Here is a 20,262-nt window from a genome sequence, read left to right as displayed (position 1 = left end):
TCCGCCGCCGTCCGGGGGTTTGCAAGACCCCGGACGCGAGCTACAGTGAATTACTGAACGGACGGTCTGTTAATCCCACCATCGAAGGGTTCGGCCCCATGGCATTGCTGCGCAGCTACGTCTCCGGCGGATGGCACACGGCGGACAACGACGGAGTACCGCTGCACGACGCCTCCACCGGCGAAGAGGTCGCCCGGGTCTCGTCCGAGGGCATCGACTTCGCCGCCGCGCTGGACTACGGGCGCCGCGTCGGCGGCCCCGCGCTGCGCGAGCTGACCTTCCACCAGCGTGCCGCGCTGCTGAAGGCGCTGGCCTCTCACCTGCGCGAACACCGCGAGGAGCTGTACGCGCTCTCGGCGCGCACCGGCGCGACCAAGACCGACTCGATGGTCGACATCGACGGCGGCATCGGCGTCTTGTTCGCCTACTCCAGCAAGGGCAAGCGCGAACTGCCGAACGACACCGTCTACGTCGACGGCAACGTCGAGCAGCTGAGCAAGGGCGGCACCTTCGTCGCCCAGCACATCGCCGTCCCGCTGCGCGGGGTCGCCGTCCAGATCAACGCGTTCAACTTCCCCGTCTGGGGCCCGCTGGAGAAGTTCGCCCCCGCGTTCCTCGCCGGTGTGCCGAGCCTGATCAAGCCCGCCAGCCAGACCGCGTACCTGACCGCGCGCCTGGTCGAGATCATCATCGACTCCGGCATCCTGCCCGAGGGCACGCTCCAGTTCGTCGCGGGCAGCGTCGGCGACCTGCTCGACCACGTCACCGCGCAGGACCTCGTCTCCTTCACCGGTTCGGCGTCGACGGCGCAGAAGCTGCGCGCGCACCCGGCGATCGTGCGCAACTCCGTCCGGTTCAACGCCGAGGCCGACTCGCTGAACCTGTCGATCCTCGGCCCGGACGCCAAACCCGGCACCACCGAGTTCGACCTCTACGTCAAGCAGCTGACCACCGAGATGACGGTCAAGGCCGGCCAGAAGTGCACCGCCATCCGCCGCGCCTTCGTACCCGCCGACCTGCTGGACGACGTCGCCGAGGCCGCGAGCGCGCGGCTGGCGAAGACCACCGTCGGAAACCCCACCGCCGAAGGTGTCCGCATGGGCGCCCTGGCCAGCCTGGAGCAGCGTGAGGAGGTCCGGCGGTCGCTCAAGGCGCTGCTGGACGCCGGCACGGTCGTCTTCGGCGATCCGGAGCAGGTCGAGGTCGTCGGGGCGGACGCCGAGCGCGGCGCGTTCATCTCACCCGTACTGCTGAAGGCCGACCCGGAGCGGTCCGAGCCGCACGAGGTCGAGGCGTTCGGCCCGGTGTCGACGTTGCTGCCGTACACCTCCACCGAACAGGTCATCGAGCTCGCCGCGCGCGGCGGCGGCAGCCTCGTGGGTTCCGTCGTTTCCGCCGACAAGGAGTTCGTGCGCGAGGTCGTCCTCGGCGTCGCGCCGTACCACGGCCGCCTGCTGGTGCTCGACGCCGAAGACGCCAAGGAGTCCACCGGTCACGGTTCGCCGATGCCGCAGCTGGTGCACGGTGGCCCCGGCCGCGCCGGCGGCGGCGAGGAGATGGGCGGCGTCCGCGGCGTGCTTCACCATATGCAGCGCACGGCGGTCCAGGGTTCGCCCGCCGCCCTGAGCACGGTCACCGGCCGCTGGGTCGCGGGCGCGCCGCGTACCGAAGGCGACGTCCACCCCTTCCGGAAGTCGTTGGCGGAGCTGAAGATCGGCGACTCCGTCGTCGCCGGCCCGCGCACCGTCACCCAGGAGGACGTCGACCACTTCGCCGAGTTCACCGGCGACACCTTCTACGCCCACACCGATCCCGAGGCCGCGGCGGCGAACCCGCTGTTCGGCGGGATCGTGGCGCACGGGTACCTCGTGGTGTCCTTCGCGGCGGGCCTGTTCGTCTCGCCGGAACCCGGCCCGGTGCTGGCCAACTACGGCCTGGAGAACCTGCGGTTCCTCACCCCGGTCAAGGTCGGCGACTCGCTGACCGTGACCTTGACCGCCAAGCAGATCACCCCGCGGATCGACCAGGAGTACGGCGAGGTCCGCTGGGACGCCGACGTCACCAACGCCGACGGTGATTCGGTCGCCAAGTACGACGTGCTGACCCTGGTGGCGAAGGAGCAGTCATGACCGCGACATTGCCCGAGGAGGACCTCGAACGGCATTTCGAGGCCACCATCGAGCGCGACCAGCGCATCGAGCCGCGCGACTGGGTGCCCGAGGGCTACCGCAAGACGATGATCCGCCAGATCGCGCAGCACGCGCATTCGGAGATCATCGGCATGCAACCGGAAGGCAACTGGATCACCCGCGCGCCTTCCTTGCGCCGCAAGGCGATCCTGCTCGCGAAGGTGCAGGACGAGGCCGGGCACGGGCTGTACCTGTACTCCGCGGCCGCCACGCTCGGCGCCGACCGCGCGGATTTGACCGACAAGTTGATCAACGGCAAGCAGAAGTACTCGTCGATCTTCAACTACCCGACGCTGACCTTCGCCGACGTCGGCGTGATCGGCTGGCTGGTCGACGGCGCGGCCATCTGCAACCAGGTTCCCTTGTGCCGCAGCTCGTACGGGCCGTACGCGCGCGCCATGATCCGCATCTGCAAGGAGGAGTCCTTCCACCAGCGGCAGGGCTACGAGCTGCTGATGACGATGATGCGCGGCACCGAAAAGCAGCGCGAAATGGTGCAGGAGGCGGTGAACCGCTGGTGGTGGCCGTCGCTGATGATGTTCGGTCCGCCGGACGCGGATTCGCCGAACACCGCCCAGTCGATGGCGTGGAAGGTCAAACGGCACACCAACGACGAACTGCGCCAGCGCTTTGTCGACATGTCCATTCCGCAGGCCGAGGCGCTGGGCGTCACCTTCCCCGACCCGGACCTGAAGTGGAACGCCGAACGCGGGCACTACGACTTCGGCGCCGTCGACTGGGACGAGTTCAAGAACGTGTTGAAGGGCAACGGCCCCTGCAACGCCCAGCGCATCGCGCACCGGCGGCGGGCCCAGGAAGACGGCGCGTGGGTGCGGGAAGCCGCCGCCGCGCACGCCGCGAAGAAAGGTGCCTCGGCATGAAACACGACTGGCCGTTGTACGAGGTGTTCGTCCGGGGCAAGCGCGGGCTGAACCACGTGCACGTGGGTTCGCTGCACGCGGCGGACGACGACATGGCGCTGCACCACGCGCGGGATCTGTACACCCGTCGCAACGAGGGCGTGTCGATCTGGGTCGTGCGGGCTTCGGACATCACGGCGTCCTCGCCGGACGAGAAGGACCCGTTCTTCGCGCCCAGCGGCGACAAGGTGTACCGGCACCCGACGTTCTACGAAATCCCCGACAACGTTCCCCACATGTGACATGAGCTTCGACAACGCCTATGAGGCGATCACCGAGGAGAACGACTCCCGCTGGGCCTTCGGCACCGGGTTCGAGGATCCGCTGTCCGGTGTGGACACCACGGTTCCGTCCGGTGTGGACGGTGCACGGCTCGCGGCCTACTGCCTGATGCTCGGCGACGACGCGCTGATCTTTTCGCACCGGCTGCAGGAATGGTGCACGAACGCGCCCGAACTCGAGGACGAGGTCGCGATCGCGAACATCGCGCTCGACCTGCTCGGGCAGGCCCGGCTGCTGCTGGCGCGCGCGGGCAAGGCCGACGGCAGCGACCGAACCGAGGACTCGTACGCCTTCTTCCGCGGCGAGCAGGAGTACCGCAACGTCCGGCTCGCCGAACTCGACGGCGGGCATTTCGGGCATCTGATCGCGCGGTTGCTGGTTTTCTCGATCTGGCGGCTCGCGCTGCTGCAGCGCTTGCAGACGAGTGTGGACCCGGTGCTCGCGGCCATCGCGGACAAGGGTATCAAGGAGGTCGCATACCACCGCGACTACGCCGCCCAGTGGGCCGTGCGCCTCGGCGACGGCACCGAGCTGTCCCATTCGCGGATGCAGGAAGGGCTGGACGCGGTCTGGCCGTACGTCGACGAGCTTTTCGCGGCGCACGAGGTCGAGTTCGTCGAGTCGCCGTCGCTGCGGCCGGAGTTCGACGCGATCCTCGACCAGGTGCTGGCCGTCGCGAAGCTGACGCGTCCCGAAATCGGTGCCATCGCAGGGGTTTCCGGCCGGATGGGCCGTGACGGCGTGCACACCGAGCGGATGGGCTTCCTGCTGGCGACCCTGCAGAGTGTCGCCAGGGAACACCCGGACGCGACATGGTGACCGCGTACGCCGTGGCCGCCACGGTCACCGATCCGGAGCTCCCGATGCTGACGCTCGCGGACCTCGGTGTGCTGCGTGAAGTGTCCGAAGAGGACGGACGGGTGGTCGTCGCGATCACCCCGACCTACACCGGTTGCCCGGCGATGGACACCATGCGCGACGACCTCGTGCACGCGCTGACCGGCGCGGGTTACGGCGACGTCGAGGTCCGCACGGTGCTTCAGCCGGCGTGGTCCACGGACTGGATCACCGAGGACGGCAAACGGAAACTGGCCGAGGCCGGGATCGCGCCGCCGGGGGCCGCGCCGCGGCGGACCGGCCCGATCCCGCTCACGCTGAGCCCGCCGGTGTCGTCGGTCCGCTGCCCGCACTGCGGTTCCGCGGACACCGAGGAGCAGTCCCGGTTCAGTGCGACGGCGTGCAAGGCCCTGCGCCGCTGCCGGTTCTGCCTGGAACCGTTCGAACACGTCAAGGAGATCTAGTGACAGCGACCCTGCGCCGCACGGGTTTCCACACCCTCAAGGTAGCGCGCGTCCAGCGTTTGTGCGACGACGCCGTCGCGGTGACCTTCGACGTGCCCGAAGACCTCACGGACACCTTCCGCTTCAAGCCGGGACAGTCGCTGACCCTGCGCCGAGAGATCGACGGCCGCGACGAGCGCCGTTCGTACTCGATCTGCGCGCCCGCGGGTGCGGCGCCGCGGGTCGGCGTCCGCGAAGTGCCGGGCGGGCTGTTCTCGTCGTGGCTCGTGCGCGACGTGAAACCCGGCGACGAGATCGAGGTCGCGCCGCCGACCGGCAGCTTCAGCCCCGATCTCGAAGCCGCCGGACATCACGTGCTGATCGCGGCCGGATCCGGGATCACGCCAGTGCTGTCGATCGCGTCTTCGCTGCTCAGCGACTCGGACGCGACGGTGACCGTGCTCTACGGCAACCGCCGCACGGACACCGTCATGTTCGCCGACGACCTCGCGGACCTCAAGGACCGTTACCCCGCTCGGCTCGAACTCGTCCACGTCCTGTCGCGTGAGCCGCGCGAGGCCGAACTGTTCACCGGGCGGCTCGACGTGGAGAAGCTGCGGCGGCTGTGCACCGTGCTGATCCCGGTCGAGGACGTCGCGCACTGGTGGCTGTGCGGGCCGTTCGAGATGGTGACCGGCGCGCAGGAACTGCTGCGGTCCCTGGATGTTCCTGACGAGCGTGTCCACCAGGAACTGTTCTATGTGGACACTCCACCGGAGCCGGTGCGCCACATCGACCCGGCCGTCGTCGGTGCGTCCAGCGAGGTCACCCTGGTGCTCGACGGCCGGTCGACGACGATGACGCTGCCGCGCGGTTCCTCGCTGCTCGACGGCGCGCAGAAGTACCGTCCGGATCTGCCGTTCGCCTGCAAGGGCGGCGTGTGCGGCACCTGCCGGGCGAAGATCTGCGACGGCACGGTGGACATGCGGCGCAACTTCGCGCTGGAGAAGGCCGAGGTCGACGCCGGTTTCGTGCTCACCTGCCAGTCGGTGCCCGTCTCCGATGCCGTCACCGTGGACTTCGACGCCTGACCACCCGCGTTTCGTCCTCTGGATGCGGTAGTTGCGCGCGCAACTACCGCATCCAGAGGACTAAATGCCGAGGGGGAGCCATCGGGTGATGCCGATGTCGGCGAGGAACGGGCGGTCGTGGCTCGCCACGATCAGCGTTCCCCGGTAGGCCAGCAATGCCTCGGTGAGCCGCCGCACGCTCGCCAGGTCGAGGTTGTTCGTCGGCTCGTCGAGCAGCAGCAGCCGGGGCGTGGGCTCGGTCAGCAGCAACGTCGCCAGCGTGGCGCGGAATCGTTCCCCACCGGACAGTGACGCCACCCCGCGGTCGGCCGCCTTGCCCCGGAACAGGAACCGCGCCAGCCTCGCGCGGATCTCGTTGTCCGTGAGCGACGGCGCGACCAGCCGCACGTTGTCCACAATGGACAGCGACTCGTCGAGAACGTCGAGCCGCTGGGGGAGCAGCCTGGCGGGCACGAACAGCCCCACCTCGCCCGACTCCGGCGGGATCTCGCCGGTGATCGTGCGGAGCAGGGTGGTCTTGCCCGAACCGTTGGGGCCGACGAGCGCGATCCGCTCGGGGCCCATGACGTGCAGGTCCACCGCCGGGCCGAACCGGGGCACGGCGTCGATCCGGAGCACGTCCGTACCGCGCGGGACCGTCGTCTCCGGCAGTTCGACCCGGATCTCGGCATCCTCCCGCACCAATTCCTCGGCGGCCTTCATCGCCTCGACGGCGCCTTCGAGCCGGTCGGTGTGCAGGTTCCGGTACTTGCCCGCGGCGATCTGCGCGTCCTCCTGACGTTTGCGCATCCGCACCTTGGGTTCGCGTTTCCGGTCCCACATCTGCTGGCCGTAGCGGGCCCGCCGGGCGAGTTTGATCCCGGCCTCGACCAGCTCCCGCTTCTGCCGTTTGACGTCCGATTCCGCCGCCCGCAGGTGCCGCCGTGCCGCCTCCTGCGCGACCTCGACGGCGTGTTCGTAGTCCGCGAGGTTCCCGCCGTACAGCGTGACCTCGCGGTCGCGGACTTCGGCGATCCGGTCGACCAGCCCGAGCAGTTCGCGATCGTGCGAGACGACCACGAGGATCCCGCCCCAGCCCGCCACCTCACGGTGCACGAGCTCACGGGCCCGCAGGTCGAGGTTGTTCGTGGGCTCGTCGAGCAGCAGCGCGGCGGGACGGCGCAGCAACAGGGCGGCCAGCCCGAGCAGCGTGAGCTCGCCACCGGACAGCTCGCCCGCCCTCTGGTCCAGCCGGATGGTGCCCAGGCCGAGCCGGTCGAGGATCGCGTGGATGCGTTCCTCGACGTCCCAGTTGTCGCCGATGGTGGCGAAATGCTCTTCGGTGGCGGAACCGCGCTCGACGGCCCGGATCGCCGCGCGGATCGCGGTGACACCGAGGACGTCGTCGACGCGGCGGCCGGTGTCCAGGACGAGGTTCTGCGGCAGGTAGCCGAGCTCACCCGGTGCGGTGATGGAACCCGTGGTGGCCCGCAGGTCGCCGGCGAGCAGCCTGAGCAGCGTGGACTTGCCGGATCCGTTGGTGCCGACCAGTCCGGTGCGGCCGGCACCGATGGTGAGCGAAAGGCGCTCGAACACCGGGGCGCCGTCGGGCCAGGTGAAGGTGACGTCGGAAAGCGTCAAGGAAGAAGACATGAGACTCCCTGCGAAGGAGGTGGATGAGGGCGCAGGTTCGTCTCAGAAGATCACCGCGACAGGGTAGCCCGCGGGTTGGCGCGTGGCGATCGATTTTCGCGAGGGGGCCGGCGCTCGCGGACCAGATCGAACTCGGAAGGACCTGCCGTCGGACGGTGCCGGTCCCGGCCTGACAGCGGGTCGGTGATGATCCGCCGCGGCGCCGTGAGGAGGCCGAGGGTGACGGCTGCGCGAAGCTGGTCGTCGATATTCGGTAATGGCGGCCGTGCGCTTGGCGCCTGGCAGGGCGCAGACAGGTTTCTTGAATGCTGCCCTCGGGAACAGGGGGCCTTGCACTGCCGGATTTCGGTAATGGTCGGCAGTGCCGACCGTTGTTGCGCTGCCGGTGGTGCTCCTTGGCTGGTGGTTGCCGGATTTCGGCGATGGCGCGTGTCGGTTTTGGTCGCGTGGCTTCGGGTTGTTTCCCGGGTCCTGCGGGTGGTGGTTGCCGGATTTCGGCGATGACGCAGGTGTCGGTCTCGGTCACATGACGTCGGGGCGTTCCCGGGCCGGTAGGGAGCCGTCGCCGGATTTCGGCAACTGAAGAGGTGTCACCGTCGAGCACATGACGTCGGGCCGTTCCCGGATCTCGCAGTCGACCGTCGCCGGATTTCGGCAACGGCACCGGGACGCCCGGATCCCCGCCCAGCCCTTGCCGATCTCCGGCAACGGAAGACCTGCCACAAGCCCCACCGCCCGAGACACGGTCTGCAACCTCGGCGACCCGCGACCGGCGAGGGCATACTGGCGGGCGTGATCGAACGCCCTCATGTCCTGCTGTCCGCCGCGGTCTCGCTCGACGGCTACCTCGACGACGCGAGCGACACCCGGCTGGTGCTGTCCAACGAGGAGGACTGGGCCAGGGTGGACGGGCTGCGCGCCGCGTCGGACGCGATCCTCGTCGGCGCGAACACGGTCCGCGCGGACAACCCGCGGCTGCTCGTCCGCTCGCCGGAGCTGGTCGCCGGGCGAGTCGCGGAGGGGCGCCCGGAGCAACCGGTCAAGGTCACCCTCACGCGGAGCGGGTCACTCGACCCGGCGGCACAGTTCTTCACCGTCGGTGACACGGAGAAGCTGGTCTACGCCCCGCCCGGAGTCGTCACGGGAGTGAAGGCGACCGTCGTCGAACTGTCCGGCCTAAGCGAAATGCTGGCGGATCTCTCCGCGCGCGGCGTGCGGCGGCTGATGGTCGAAGGCGGCGGCGCGATCCACACCCAGTTCCTCACCGAAGGCCTGGTCGACGAACTGCACCTGGCCGTCGCGCCCTTCTTCGTCGGCGACCCGAGCGCGCCGCGCTTCGTCGGCCCTGGCGCCTTCCCGCGCGGGCTGACCCTGGTCGAAAGCACGAGGCTGGGCGACATCGCCGTCCTGGAGTACCACGCGACCCCGGAACCGTCCGATGTGGACATTCGGCATCTACGCGAGGCCATCGCGCTCGCCGAGAACTGCCCGCCGCGCACGTTCCGCGTCGGAGCGGTGATCGCCGCCGCCGACGGTGAAGTGATCTCCACCGGTTTCTCGGGCGACGGCGATCCCGCCAACCATGCCGAAGAAGCCGCCCTCGCCAAACTCGAACCCTCGGATCCGAGGCTGGCGGAGGCGACGATGTACACGTCACTGGAGCCGTGCAGCTCGCGGACGTCACATCCGCGAAGCTGCACCCAGCTCATCCTCGACGCCGGCATCCCGCGCGTCGTTTTCGCCTGGCGCGAGCCGTCGGTGTTCGTCGACTGCGTCGGCGCCGAGACACTGGAGGCGGCCGGACGCCGGGTGGTCGAGGTATCCGCCCTCGCCGCCGGCGTCCGCCGCGCGAACACCCATATCCCGGGTGTCCACCTCTGAACTCCTACTTGCAGGCGTCGCAGCAGCCGCAGCCCAGACCGGTGCACGCCGAGCAGCAACCGTGGCGAAGCACGACCTTCAACAGACGCTTGATCATCGCTGTCCTCCCGATCATTGACGTCCCACCGCCCTTGTCACGCTAAGTTCTGCGCATATGACAGTGGTACCGCCGGGAGTGCCACGGGCCTGCTCCAGCGGGTGATCTCAGGATTCGAGATCCCCTTCCAGCGATAAGTAGACCTCGCGCAGCTGAGCCAAAAGATCGGCGTCCGGCTCGGCCCAGAGCCCCCGATCGGCCGCCTCGTTCAGCCGCTCGATGATGCCGCGCAGCGCCCACGGGTTGGCCTGGCGCAGGAACTCCTGGTTGACCTCGTCGAGCACGTAGGACTCGGTGAGCTTCTCGTACATCCAGTCACCGACCACGCCCGCGGTGGCGTCGAAACCGAAGAGGTAGTCGACGGTCGCCGCCAGCTCGAAGGCACCCTTGTAACCGTGCTTGCGCATCGCCGCCAGCCAGCGCGGGTTGACGACGCGGGCGCGGAAGACGCGCGCTGTCTCCTCGCCGAGCGTCCGCGTGCGGACCGCGTCCGGGGTGGTGCTGTCGCCGACGTAGGACGCGGGCGCGGTCCCGGTCAGCGCGCGGACCGTCGCGATCATCCCGCCGTGGTACTGGAAATAGTCGTCGGAGTCGGCGATGTCGTGCTCACGGGTGTCGGTGTTCTTCGCCGCGACCACGATCCGCTTGTACGAGTTCTCCATGTCCTCGCGCGCCGGCCTGCCGTCGAGGTCGCGGCCGTAGGCGAACCCGCCCCAGACCGCGTAGACCTCGGCGAGATCCTTATCGTCGCGCCAGTTCCCGGAATCCATCAGCGGCAGCAGCCCCGCGCCGTACGCGCCGGGCTTGGAGCCGAAGATCCTCGTGGTGGCCCGGCGTTCGTCACCGTGCGCGGCCAGATCCGCGCGGGCGTGGGCGCGCACGAAGTTCTGCTCGTCCGGCTCGTCGAGGTTCGCCACCAGGCGCACGGCGTCGTCCAGCAGGGTGATCACATGCGGGAAGGCGTCGCGGAAGAACCCGCTGATCCGCACGGTGACGTCGATCCGCGGGCGGCCGAGTTCGGCGAGCGGGATCGCCTCGATGCCGGTGACCCGACGCGACGCCTCGTCCCAGACGGGCTGGACACCCAGCAGGGCAAGGACTTCCGCCGCGTCGTCACCCGACGTGCGCATCGCCGACGTGCCCCACACCGAGAGGCCGACCGAACGCGGCCAGTCGCCCGTGTCCTCCTTGTAGCGGCGGAGAAGCGAGTCCGCGAGCGCCTGCCCGGTCTCCCAGGCGAGACGGCTCGGGATGGCCTTCGGGTCGACGGTGTAGAAGTTGCGGCCGGTCGGCAGCACGTTGATCAGGCCGCGCAGGGGCGAACCGCTGGGCCCGGCCGGGATGTAGCCGCCGTCGAGCGCGTGGAGCACGGCGTCGATCTCGGCGCCGGTGCCCGCCAGCCGCGGCACGATCTCGGTGGCGGCGAAGGTCAGCACGCGGGCGACCTCCTGGTGTTCCGGCACCTCGGCGACGACTTCGGCGACGGCGTCGGGGGACCAGTCCCTGGCCTCCATCGCCTCGACGAGCGAGCGGGCCGTCTGCTCGATGGCGTCCACTTCGGACAGTGGGGCGTCGCTGTTCTCCTTGAGCCCCAAGGCGGAACGCAGACCGGGGACCGCCCCCTGTTTGCCGCCCCACATCTGCTGGGCGCGCAGCATCGCGAGCACGAGGTTGATCCGCGCCTCGCCCACCGGCGCGGCGCCGAGGATGTGCAGGCCGTCGCGGATCTGGGCGTCCTTGACCTCGCACAGCCAGCCGTCGATGTGCAGCAGGAAGTCGTCGAACTCCGCGTCGTGCGGGCGTTCCTCGACACCGAGGTCGTGGTCCAGTTTCGCCGCCTGGATCAGCGTCCAGATCTGCGCGCGGACCGCGGGCAGCTTGGCCGGGTCCATCGCGGCGATGTTGGCGTGCTCGTCGAGCAGTTGCTCCAGACGGGCCATGTCGCCGTAGCTCTCGGCGCGGGCCATCGGCGGGATGAGGTGGTCGACGATCGTGGCGTGCGCGCGCCGTTTCGCCTGAGCGCCCTCGCCGGGGTCGTTGATCAGGAACGGGTAGATCAGCGGCAGGTTGCCGAGGACGGCGTCCGGCGCGCACGAGTCGGAGAGACCGGCGGTCTTGCCGGGAAGCCATTCCAGCGAACCGTGTTTGCCGAGGTGGACGACGGCGTGCGCGCCGAATTCCTCCTCCAGCCAGCGGTACGCGGCCAGGTAGTGGTGGCTCGGCGGGAGGTCCGGGTTGTGGTAGATCGCCACCGGGTTCTCGCCGAAGCCGCGCGGCGGCTGGATCATCAGGATGACGTTGCCCGATTGCAGCGACGCCAGGACGATGTCGCCGTTGTCGACGTAGAGCTCGCCGGGCGCGGGGCCCCAGTGCTCCTCCATGCCCTCGCGCAGCTCCGCGGGCAGCTCGGCGAACCACTCGCGGTACTTGTCGGCGGGCACGCGGATCGGGTTGCCGGACAGCTGTTCCTCGGTGAGCCACTCCGGGTCCTGACCGCCCGCGGCGATGAGCGCGTGGATCAGCGCGTCGCCGTCGGGCTGGTCGGTGCCGGTGGGCTCGACGCCGGGGAACGGGTCTTCGCCCAGGTCGTAACCCTGGTCGCGCATGCGGCGCAGGAGTTCGATCGCGGACGCGGGCGTGTCGAGACCGACGGCGTTGCCGACGCGGGAGTGCTTCGTCGGGTACGCGGACAGCATCAGCGCGATACGGCGTTCCGGCGGGGGAGTGTGCCGCAGCCGGGCGTGGGCCAGCGCGATCTTCGCGACGCGGGAGGCGCGCTCGGCGTCCGGCACGTACTTGGGGAGGCCGTCGTCGTCGATCTCCTTGAACGAGAACGGGACGGTGATGAGCCGGCCGTCGAACTCGGGGACGGCCATCTGGTTGCCCGCGTCGAGCGGGGAGAGACCGTCGTCGTTGGCCGACCAGGTCTCGCGGTCGCTGGTGAGACACAGCGCCTGGAGGATCGGGATGTCGAGCGCGGCCATCTCGGCGACGTCCCACGCCTCGTCGTCGCCACCCGCACCGACCTCGGACGGCCGCGTGCCGCCGGCGGCCAGCACGGTGACCAGGAGCGCGTCTGCCTTGGCCAGCTCGGCCATCATCTCCGGCTCACGGGTGCGCAGGGACGCGCAGTGGATCGGGAGCGCGCGGCCCCCGGCGTCCTCGACGGCGTCGGACAGCGCGTGGACGAATTCGGTGTTGCCGGACAGGTGATGCGCCCGGTAGTAGAGGATCGCGATGACCGGACCCTCGGTGGTCTTGGGCTCGCGCTCCAGGACACCCCACAGCGGCTGCACGGCGGGCGGCTCGAAGCCGTCACCCGTCAGAAGGAGCGTGTCGCTCAGGAAGCGGTGCAGCTGGGTGAGGTTCTCCGGCCCGCCCTGCGCGAGGTACGCGTGCGCCTCCGCCGCGGTGCCCGCCGGGACCGTGGAGAGCTTCATGAGCTGCGCGTCCGGCGTCTGCTCACCACCGAGGACGACCACGTGCGCGCCGCTCGCGCGGACCGTGTCGAGTCCCTCCTGCCAGCTGCGTTCGGAGCCGAGGATCCGGACGACGACGATCGGGGCGCCCTCGAGCAGGGCGGGCAGCTCGGCCAGATCGAGCCGGGCCGGGTTCGCCAGCCGGTAATCGGCCTCGCTGGAACGGGCGCTGAGCAGGTCGGTGTCCGAAGTGGACAGAAGCAGGATCACAGCATTCCTCACTCGGGGTGTCCGCGCCCCGGGTCGTGCGGTCGCGCCGGCCGGAGTTCCTGGCTTCCCCTCTTCACTGGGAGGGGTGACAGTGGCGGGACCGCCCCGGACTCTCACCGGGTTCCTCCACCTGCCGACGCGTGGGTTCTCCGGTTCACTCTCCGGTGCGGTCCGGCGGGAGTCAAGGTGATGTGCGGCCGGGGTCGAAGCTCACGGGTGAGCACCTGGTCCTGATGGCCGAGGAACAGCACCAAGAGGGCGAACCCGCGTGCGGCACGGTGGTCTCGGCCACGAGTTCGGTGCGGCGCGGCCGGAGCCTCCAGCCGGCCAGGATGGTCTGGGGCGAATCGTGCGCGGTCAGGATGACCACCGAGGGCGTGCTGGTGGGCCTGTTCGCCGTCGGCGACCACCGCTGGTGGTGGACCGGGTGGATTTCGGGCGTCGGATGGCCTGGAATCCACCCGGTCGTGCGTGATCGGTCCGGTCGGGTGGCGTCTTGATCAAGGTTCGGGCGCTGGCGGGCACCCCGCGATCAGCCGGCTAATCGCGGCGACGGGCGGCGACCTCTTCCCGCAGTGAAACGACCGCCTCCGCCAGATCCACCGGATCGACGGTCGCGGCCCAGTCCCGGATGAGCTCGGACCGCCGCCGGAGGACCTCTTTCTCCTCATCGCGGATGAGGGCCGCCTGGGTGTACTCCTGCGCGTCGACGGCCGCTTCCTTGCGTCGCCGAAATTCGGCGAGCCGGGACGTCAGCAAGTCGATCTCGGCGGGCGGGTCGGCAGGGCCGCGCGTCGGGCTGCCGGGCCCGGGGTATCCCCAAACGGCGTTCTCATCGCGAAAGGGAGCCCAGATCCGCGCGCAGGCCTCCCGCACCCGTTCCTCGGTCACGCCGTGTTCGCCCAGGACGCGAGCCACTCCGCCCCCTGCGGACAGCAGTCCGGCGACCAGTTCCACCAAACCGGAGGACCGGGGCACGTCAAGGACTTCGGCCGTGACCGGATAGCCGTCGACGGTCCCGGCGGCAGGCGACGAAGCCGCTTTCTCCAGTTGCCACACGAGGACGTCGCGCGAGATTCCCAAAGCGTCGGGGAGCACGTATCCGACGCCGTCGTCGAGAACCGCGAGCAGAAGCTCCTCGCCCCCGACGCGGTCGTGCCCCAGCCGGACCGCGTGCGCGTGAGCCCGCTCCAGCAGGCTCACGCCGACCGGTCCGACGAAGAGTCGCCGATCCGCGGGAAAGGGGCGGTGGAGAAGATGATCTCCACCGACACCTCGAAGAACTCCGCGATCCGCAGGGCGAGGTAGAGGCTCGGGCTGTACTCGCCGCGTTCGAGGTAACCGATGGTCTGGTAGTGCACGCCCAGCGCATCGGCGAGTTCGCGGCGGGAGATGCCCCGTTCCGCCCGCAACATCGCGATCCGGTTGTAAACGACCTCGCTCATGAGCTAGCCAATTCGCTGCATCGCCTTTTCCCGTCGTGCCGCCACCGAGGACCCGGACTCGCGCCGCGCCATGCGCCGCAGGACGACCGGGGCCAGCGTCAATCCGATCACGGCCCATACCGACAGCACGCCGAGGGTCTCCCATGGCCGCCAGGACTGGCCGATCTCGATGACCACCGTCGAGTCCGGCAGTAGCGCCGACCGCATGCCGAGGCCGAGCCAGTACATCGGGAACACCTGCCCGAGGTACTGCAGCCACTCCGGCAGCGCGGTGATCGGGTAGAAGATCCCCGAGATCGCGCCGATACCCAGGGTCGGCAGCATGATCAGCCCGATGCTGCGCGCGTTCGTGGTCAGCGAGCCGAAGATCGCGCCGATCGGCATGGTGGCGAGCAGGCCGAGCCCGAGCACCCACAGCAGGCCGAGCCAGGACGTCCACCCGCCGGGCGCGATGCCGTCGAACAGGAACAGGCAGGGGACCAGTACCAGAAGGATCCCGATGACCGTGTTGAGGGAAACCGTGACGACCTTGCCGACGAGGTAGCCGATCATGCCGTTCGGCGTGGCCTTGGCGCGCAGGAGTGTGCCGTCCTCGCGTTCGACGGCGAGGACGCCCGCCATCCCGAGCATGCCGCTGAACACGATCGACGCGCCCAGCACGCTCGGCACGGTGGCGGCGCCGAGCGAGAACTCGGTCCCCGGCAGCTTCGAGTCGCGCATGAAGAACATGACGATGATGAAGATCACCGGGAACAGGAAGGTGTTGAAGAGGTCTTCCCGGTTGGTCATCATCTGGCGGCCTTCGAGCCAGCCGCGCCGGACGCCCAGCCGGACACTGTGCTGAATCGTGTTCATCGCGCGCCCACCGCCTCGAGGGTTTCGGCCTTGCGGACCAGGGTCATGTACGTGTCTTCGAGCGACGCCCGCCGGACCTCCAGATCGCCGATGGCGTCCCCGTGCTGCTTGAACAGTTCGTGCACGTACTTCGTCGATTCCGTGGTCGAGTGCACGAACCGCTGGCCGTCCAGCGTCCAGCGCACCTCGGCCTCGCCGGCGATCTGCCTGCTCAGCGCGTCGGCCGAACCGTCGGCGACGATGCGGCCGTGGTTCAGGATCAGGATCCGATCCGCCAGTTTCTCGGCCTCGTCGAGGTCGTGCGTGGTCAGCAGGATCGTCGTGTCGTCGTCATCGGTCAGCCGGTGCACGAGTTCGTGGAACTCGCGCCGCGCCTCCGGGTCCAATCCGGCGGTCGGCTCGTCGAGGAACAGCAGTTCCGGGCGGCCGACGATGCCGATCGCGACGTCGAGACGCCGCCGCTGCCCGCCCGAGAGCATCCGGACCTTCTTGTCCGCGTGCTCGGTCAGGCCGACCGCGGCGACCAGTTCGTCCGGATCCCACGGCCGCTTGATGCGGTCCGTGGAGTACGGCGCGTAGTAGCCGCCCAGGTGTTCCAGCAGCTCGCGCACCCGCCATTTCGCGTGGTCGCGCCAGGCCTGGAGGACGACCCCCAGCCGCGCCCTCCAGTTCTCGTCCGCGTGCGCCGGGTCGGCACCCAGCACGCTGACCTCGCCCTCCGACCGCATCCGGAAGCCTTCGAGGATCTCGATCGTCGTGGTCTTGCCCGCGCCGTTCGGCCCCAGCAGGCAGATCACCTCGCCGCGATGCGCGGTGAAGTCGACGCCGTGGAGGACGTCGTTCGTCCCGTACCGCATGCGGAGATCTTTGACGGAGATCATCACGTCGTGTGGATCTCTCATTTGGTCACCCCCATCTCAATGATGCGATCGAATGTAGCACACCTACTACATATGATCTGAGACATACTCTCGGCGGAATCGGCCATCTACAGTGAGCGCATGTCCACGAGCGCACGTGTCCGAGCCGACGCGTGCCCTGGTGTTTTCGCCACCCACGACGCGGCCGACGGTCCGCTCGCCCGGATCCGGCTGCCCGGCGGCGCCATCACCTCGGGCCAGTTCGAGGCGCTCGCCGACGCCGCCGACGACCTCGGGGACGGCGCCCTCCATCTGACCTCCCGCGGGAACGTGCAGCTGCGCGGCGTCACCCGGCCGGGTCTCGCCGGCAGGCTCGCCGTGGCCGGGCTCCTGCCCTCGCCGTCGCACGAACGCGTCCGCAACATCCTCGCGTCGCCGCTCAGCGAGACCGCCCAAAAGCTCGCCTCGGCGCTCGACGACGCCCTGTGCGCCGACCCTGAGCTGGCCGAACTCCCGGGACGCTTCCTCTTCGCCCTCGACGGCGGTCGAGGCGACGTCGCGGGCGAGGGCGCCGACGTCTGCTGGCGCGACGGAGCCGTGCTGCTCGCCGGCGAGGACACCGGCCTGCGGGTCACCGCCGAGCACGCCGTCGAGACGCTGCTTTCGGTCGCGCGCGCGTTCCTGCGCCTGCGCGGAACGGCCTGGCGGATCAGTGAACTCGCCGACACCGCGCCGTTGGTCGAGGGCATCCCGGGCGAAACGACGGAGCCGCGGAAGTTCGAGGTGAACCCAGGCCTCCCGATCGGGCCGATCGGCGACGCGGTCGGCGTCGCCCCGGTCTTCGGGAGACTCACCTCGGCCCAGGCGCGCAAGATCGCGAAGGCCGGGAACGCCGTGGTCACCCCGTGGCGGTCGATCCTGGTGCTCGGTCCTCTGGAAGCGGACCCGGGGCTGATCACCGATCCGGACGCGCCGTCGCTCGGGATCAGCGCCTGCGTCGGGCAGCCGGGCTGCGCGAAGTCGCTCGCCGACGTGCGGGCCGACGCGGCGCGGGCCGGCCGGACCCCGAGAGTTCATTTCGCCGGGTGTGCCCGGCGATGCGGAAAGCCCGCGCGCGAGCACGTCGACGTGCTCGCGACGGAGGACGGTTATCTGGTCGACGGGGCGTTCGTCCCGGTCGGCGAGCTGACAGCGACGTTGGCGACGTTGGCGGAGAAGGGAAAACAGTGATCGACTACATCCGGGACGGGGCCGAGATCTACCGGCATTCGTTCGCCACCATCCGTGAGGAGGCGGATCTCGCGATCCTCCCCGACGACGTCGCGGTGCTGGCCGTGCGGATGATCCACGCCTGCGGGATGGTCGACCTGATCGACGACCTCCGCTACAGCCTGGACGTGGTGGAATCCGGCCGCGCCGCGCTCGAAGCGGGCGCGCCGATCCTGTGCGACGCCAACATGATCGCCTCCGGGGTGACCCGCAAACGTTTGCCTGCCGCCAACGAGGTGCTCTGCACGCTGTCCGACCCGAAGGTGCCGGGCCTGGCCGAGCGGATGGGGACCACCCGGTCCGCGGCCGCGCTGGAGCTGTGGCGCGACAAGCTGCCCGGTTCCGTGGTGGCGATCGGCAACGCGCCCACCGCGTTGTTCCGCCTGCTGGAACTGCTGGAAGAGGGCGTCGGCGCCCCGGCGGCGATCATCGGGGTCCCGGTGGGTTTCATCGGCGCCGCCGAGTCCAAAGTGGAGCTCGCGAAGCGGGCACCCGCCCCGTACCTGGTGGTGCACGGACGCCGCGGCGGCAGCGCGATGGCCGTCGCCGCGATCAACGCGATGGCGAGTGAGGTCGAATGAGCGGGCTCGGGAAACTCTGGGGTGTCGGGCTCGGACCCGGTGACCCGGAACTGATGACGGTCAAGGCGGCCCGCCTCATCGGCGAGGCCGACGTCATCGCCTATCACAGCGCGCGGCACGGCCGGAGCATCGCGCGTTCGGTCGCCGAGCCGTACCTGCGGGACGGCCAGATCGAGGAGAAGCTGGTCTACCCGGTCACCACCGAGACCACCGACCACCCCGGCGGCTACGAAGGCGCCATCGCCGACTTCTACGAGCTGAGCGCGAAACGGCTGGCCGAGCACCTCGACGCCGGCCGCGACGTGGTCGTGCTCTGCGAAGGCGACCCGTTCTTCTACGGCTCCTACATGTACATGCACGAACGCCTCGCCGACCGCTACGAGGCGACCGTGGTGCCCGGCGTGACCTCGGTCAGCGCGGCGTCCTCGGTACTCGGCCGCCCGCTGGTGCAGCGCGACGAGGTCCTCACCATCCTGCCCGGCACGCTGCCCGCGCCGGAACTCGCGCGGCGCCTGGCCGACACGCAGGCCGCGGCGGTGCTCAAACTCGGGCGCACGTTCGGCAACGTCCGCGAGGCGCTGGCCGAAGCCGGGAAGCTGGACGACGCCTTCTACGTCGAACGCGCGACCTGGCAGGCGCAGCGCGTCGAGCCGTTCGCCGACGTCGATCCGGATTCGGTGCCGTATTTCTCGCTGGCGCTGCTGCCCAGCCCGGCCTACGCGTCCCGGCTCGCCGACGAACCCGAAGTCACCCGGAAGCAGGAAACGCACACCGGTGGCGAAGTCGTGGTCGTCGGCCTCGGTCCGGCCGGTCCCGGCTGGCTGACCCCGGAAGCGACCGAGGAACTGGCCGCGGCGGAACACGTCGTCGGCTATGGCCCGTACGTCGCGCGAGTGCCGCAGCGCGCGGGCCAGCAGCGGCACGCGTCGGGCAACCGCGTCGAGGCCGAACGCGCCGTCGAAGCGCTCGAACTGGCCGCGAACGGCGCCAAGGTCGCCGTCGTCTCGTCGGGTGATCCCGGCGTGTTCGCGATGGCGTCGGCGGTGCTGGAGCAGGTCGCCGCAGGTCACGGCGCGGGCGCCCGGGTCCGGATCGTGCCCGGTGTGACCGCCGCGCAGGCGGCCGCGTCCAGGGTCGGCGCGCCGCTGGGCCACGACTACTGCGTGCTTTCGCTGTCCGACCGGCTCAAGCCGTGGGAGATCATCGAACGACGGCTGGACGCGGCGGGCGCGGCGGATCTCGTGCTCGCGCTGTACAACCCGGCGTCCCGCACGCGGACCACGCAGCTCGCGCAGGCCCGCGACGTCCTGCTCCGGCATCGCGCGCCAGAGACCCCGGTGGTCGTCGCCCGCGACGTCGGCGGGCCCGAGGAGGACGTCCGTGTGGTCACCCTCGGCACCCTCGATCCGGCCAGTGTCGACATGCGCTGCCTGCTGATCGTCGGCTCGTCGAAGACGCGCGCCGAGAACGGCGTGGTCTGGACGCCGCGCACTTACGAGTGATGTCCGAGGCCCGCGTTGCGGGCTTGGGCGAGCAGCACCTCCCGGTCGTCCGTGCCGGCCTTGGCGTGGATCGCCGAGACGACGTTGCGGACCGTCTTGGGCGCGAGCCCGAGCCGCCGCGCGACGGCCGGGATCTCCAGCCCGTCCGCCAGGAGGCCGAGCACCTCGTGCTCGCGTGAGGTCAGCCGCGGGAACGCCCGCATCGGCTGCGACGCGGCCAGGAGGCCGTAAAGCCGGTCCGCGGCGCGCTCGCCGAACACCACCGCTCCCGCCGCCACCCCGCGGATGAACCGGACAAGGTCGTCGTGACTCGCGCTCCGGGACAGGACACCGCGCGCGCCCGCGAGCATCGCGGCGACCACGAGCTCGCCGTCACCCGGTGGGGTCAGGACGAGGACTGCGGTCCCCGGCACGCGCGAAGCCACTTCGCGCGTCACGGCGAGGCCGTCCAGCGCGGGCGGGTGAACCGGAAGGACAAGGACGTCCGGACGAAGGGCCGTGGCGTGCCAGACCGCTTCGCGTTCGTCGGGCGTGTGGGCGACCACCTCGAGCTCCGGCGACACGGGCGGTTCGGGGACACCCGCGAAGACCACGCTCACCGCTTGGGTTCGAATCGGCACGCCATCGGTTGTAGCGCAGAACTTTTGTACAGTGTCGGGCCGTTTTCGGTGAACAATGTCCCTTCGATA

19 protein-coding genes, 1 pseudogene and 1 riboswitch are annotated in these 20,262 nt (G+C 69.9%); of the genes and pseudogenes, 11 read left to right on the top strand and 9 right to left on the bottom strand.

Features of this window, described 5'->3' with window-relative positions; translation table 11 throughout:
- The first annotated feature begins 98 nt into the window (after nucleotides 1–98).
- Genes paaZ through paaE form a run of 6 tightly spaced genes read left to right on the top strand, consistent with a single transcriptional unit; the run spans nucleotide 99 to nucleotide 5,762 of the window.
- Entirely contained in the window at nucleotides 99–2,129 is a 2,031-nt protein-coding gene (gene paaZ / locus ACXIZN_RS24145; protein ID WP_457957025.1) for a phenylacetic acid degradation bifunctional protein PaaZ, read from the top strand.
- The gene (gene paaA / locus ACXIZN_RS24140) at nucleotides 2,126–3,070 is read left to right on the top strand and encodes a 1,2-phenylacetyl-CoA epoxidase subunit PaaA (protein ID WP_457957024.1); all 945 of its coding nucleotides are present in this window, start codon (nucleotides 2,126–2,128) and stop codon (nucleotides 3,068–3,070) included. Before paaZ ends, paaA begins: the two co-directional genes overlap by 4 nt.
- Complete coding sequence (paaB, locus tag ACXIZN_RS24135; RefSeq protein WP_007034026.1) at nucleotides 3,067–3,351, top strand: 1,2-phenylacetyl-CoA epoxidase subunit PaaB; 285 nt, start codon at nucleotides 3,067–3,069, stop codon at nucleotides 3,349–3,351. Before paaA ends, paaB begins: the two co-directional genes overlap by 4 nt.
- A gap of 1 nt (nucleotide 3,352) precedes the next feature.
- The gene (gene paaC / locus ACXIZN_RS24130) at nucleotides 3,353–4,210 is read left to right on the top strand and encodes a 1,2-phenylacetyl-CoA epoxidase subunit PaaC (RefSeq protein WP_457957023.1); all 858 of its coding nucleotides are present in this window, start codon (nucleotides 3,353–3,355) and stop codon (nucleotides 4,208–4,210) included.
- The gene (gene paaD / locus ACXIZN_RS24125; protein ID WP_005168083.1) at nucleotides 4,204–4,692 is read left to right on the top strand and encodes a 1,2-phenylacetyl-CoA epoxidase subunit PaaD; all 489 of its coding nucleotides are present in this window, start codon (nucleotides 4,204–4,206) and stop codon (nucleotides 4,690–4,692) included. The genes paaC and paaD overlap by 7 nt, the downstream gene beginning before the upstream one ends.
- Nucleotides 4,692–5,762 carry a 1,2-phenylacetyl-CoA epoxidase subunit PaaE gene (paaE, locus tag ACXIZN_RS24120; RefSeq protein ID WP_457957022.1) on the top strand — a complete coding sequence of 357 codons (1,071 nt, stop codon included), beginning with the start codon at nucleotides 4,692–4,694 and terminating at the stop codon, nucleotides 5,760–5,762. Before paaD ends, paaE begins: the two co-directional genes overlap by 1 nt.
- Before the next feature lie 60 nt (nucleotides 5,763–5,822).
- Here the strand turns inward: paaE and ACXIZN_RS24115 are convergent, their stop codons facing one another.
- From ACXIZN_RS24115 to ACXIZN_RS24105, 3 genes and pseudogenes are all read right to left on the bottom strand, one after another.
- Entirely contained in the window at nucleotides 5,823–6,326 is a 504-nt protein-coding gene (locus ACXIZN_RS24115) for an ATP-binding cassette domain-containing protein (RefSeq protein ID WP_457960588.1), read from the bottom strand.
- 570 nt (nucleotides 6,327–6,896) lie between these two features.
- Nucleotides 6,897–7,394, bottom strand: a pseudogene (locus tag ACXIZN_RS24110) (ATP-binding cassette domain-containing protein); the annotation flags it as partial.
- Between the two features lie 522 nt (nucleotides 7,395–7,916).
- Entirely contained in the window at nucleotides 7,917–8,117 is a 201-nt protein-coding gene (locus ACXIZN_RS24105) for a hypothetical protein (protein WP_457957021.1), read from the bottom strand.
- Nucleotides 8,118–8,186: 69 nt separating this feature from the next.
- On the opposite strand from ACXIZN_RS24105, the gene ACXIZN_RS24100 reads away from it, so the two are divergent.
- A complete protein-coding gene (locus ACXIZN_RS24100) occupies nucleotides 8,187–9,275 on the top strand; it encodes a dihydrofolate reductase family protein (RefSeq protein WP_457957020.1) in 1,089 nt (362 codons plus the stop codon).
- A 204-nt stretch (nucleotides 9,276–9,479) separates the two neighbouring features.
- Here the strand turns inward: ACXIZN_RS24100 and cobN are convergent, their stop codons facing one another.
- Nucleotides 9,480–13,061 (bottom strand): cobaltochelatase subunit CobN, encoded by a 3,582-nt coding sequence (gene cobN, locus ACXIZN_RS24095; RefSeq protein WP_457957019.1) that lies wholly within the window; start codon nucleotides 13,059–13,061, stop codon nucleotides 9,480–9,482.
- Nucleotides 13,062–13,096: 35 nt separating this feature from the next.
- Nucleotides 13,097–13,210: riboswitch (cobalamin riboswitch) on the bottom strand.
- A 42-nt stretch (nucleotides 13,211–13,252) separates the two neighbouring features.
- Between cobN and ACXIZN_RS24090 the strand changes: the two genes are divergently transcribed.
- Nucleotides 13,253–13,561: a hypothetical protein gene (locus tag ACXIZN_RS24090; RefSeq protein ID WP_457957018.1), complete on the top strand. Its 309-nt coding sequence runs from the start codon at nucleotides 13,253–13,255 to the stop codon at nucleotides 13,559–13,561.
- Nucleotides 13,562–13,601: 40 nt separating this feature from the next.
- Here ACXIZN_RS24090 and ACXIZN_RS24085 read toward each other — a convergent pair whose 3' ends face one another.
- From ACXIZN_RS24085 to ACXIZN_RS24070, 4 genes are read right to left on the bottom strand one after another with little or no spacing between them, the layout of a single operon-like run.
- Nucleotides 13,602–14,264, bottom strand: coding sequence for a Clp protease N-terminal domain-containing protein (locus ACXIZN_RS24085; RefSeq protein ID WP_457957017.1), 663 nt, complete (start codon nucleotides 14,262–14,264; stop codon nucleotides 13,602–13,604).
- Nucleotides 14,261–14,506, bottom strand: coding sequence for a helix-turn-helix transcriptional regulator (locus ACXIZN_RS24080; RefSeq protein WP_457957016.1), 246 nt, complete (start codon nucleotides 14,504–14,506; stop codon nucleotides 14,261–14,263). The genes ACXIZN_RS24085 and ACXIZN_RS24080 overlap by 4 nt, the downstream gene beginning before the upstream one ends.
- A 3-nt stretch (nucleotides 14,507–14,509) precedes the next feature.
- Nucleotides 14,510–15,361, bottom strand: a complete 852-nt coding sequence (locus tag ACXIZN_RS24075; RefSeq protein WP_457957015.1) for an ABC transporter permease — start codon at nucleotides 15,359–15,361, stop codon at nucleotides 14,510–14,512.
- Nucleotides 15,358–16,263 (bottom strand): ABC transporter ATP-binding protein, encoded by a 906-nt coding sequence (locus tag ACXIZN_RS24070; protein WP_457957014.1) that lies wholly within the window; start codon nucleotides 16,261–16,263, stop codon nucleotides 15,358–15,360. Before ACXIZN_RS24070 ends, ACXIZN_RS24075 begins: the two co-directional genes overlap by 4 nt.
- Nucleotides 16,264–16,362: 99 nt before the next feature.
- Between ACXIZN_RS24070 and ACXIZN_RS24065 the strand changes: the two genes are divergently transcribed.
- The 3 genes from ACXIZN_RS24065 to ACXIZN_RS24055 are packed head-to-tail and all read left to right on the top strand — an operon-like array spanning nucleotide 16,363 to nucleotide 19,573.
- Nucleotides 16,363–17,451 (top strand): precorrin-3B synthase, encoded by a 1,089-nt coding sequence (locus ACXIZN_RS24065; RefSeq protein ID WP_457957013.1) that lies wholly within the window; start codon nucleotides 16,363–16,365, stop codon nucleotides 17,449–17,451.
- Nucleotides 17,448–18,071: a precorrin-8X methylmutase gene (locus ACXIZN_RS24060; RefSeq protein ID WP_457957012.1), complete on the top strand. Its 624-nt coding sequence runs from the start codon at nucleotides 17,448–17,450 to the stop codon at nucleotides 18,069–18,071. Before ACXIZN_RS24065 ends, ACXIZN_RS24060 begins: the two co-directional genes overlap by 4 nt.
- A complete protein-coding gene (locus ACXIZN_RS24055) occupies nucleotides 18,068–19,573 on the top strand; it encodes a precorrin-2 C(20)-methyltransferase (RefSeq protein WP_457957011.1) in 1,506 nt (501 codons plus the stop codon). The genes ACXIZN_RS24060 and ACXIZN_RS24055 overlap by 4 nt, the downstream gene beginning before the upstream one ends.
- Here ACXIZN_RS24055 and ACXIZN_RS24050 read toward each other — a convergent pair.
- Nucleotides 19,564–20,193: a response regulator gene (locus tag ACXIZN_RS24050; protein WP_457957010.1), complete on the bottom strand. Its 630-nt coding sequence runs from the start codon at nucleotides 20,191–20,193 to the stop codon at nucleotides 19,564–19,566. The genes ACXIZN_RS24055 and ACXIZN_RS24050 overlap by 10 nt on opposite strands.
- Nucleotides 20,194–20,262: the final 69 nt, after the last annotated feature.

This window comes from Amycolatopsis sp. TRM77291, from assembly GCF_054166285.1.
The sequence above is the reverse complement of the archived record's forward strand: the minus strand, read 5'-3'. Positions and strand labels throughout refer to the sequence as shown.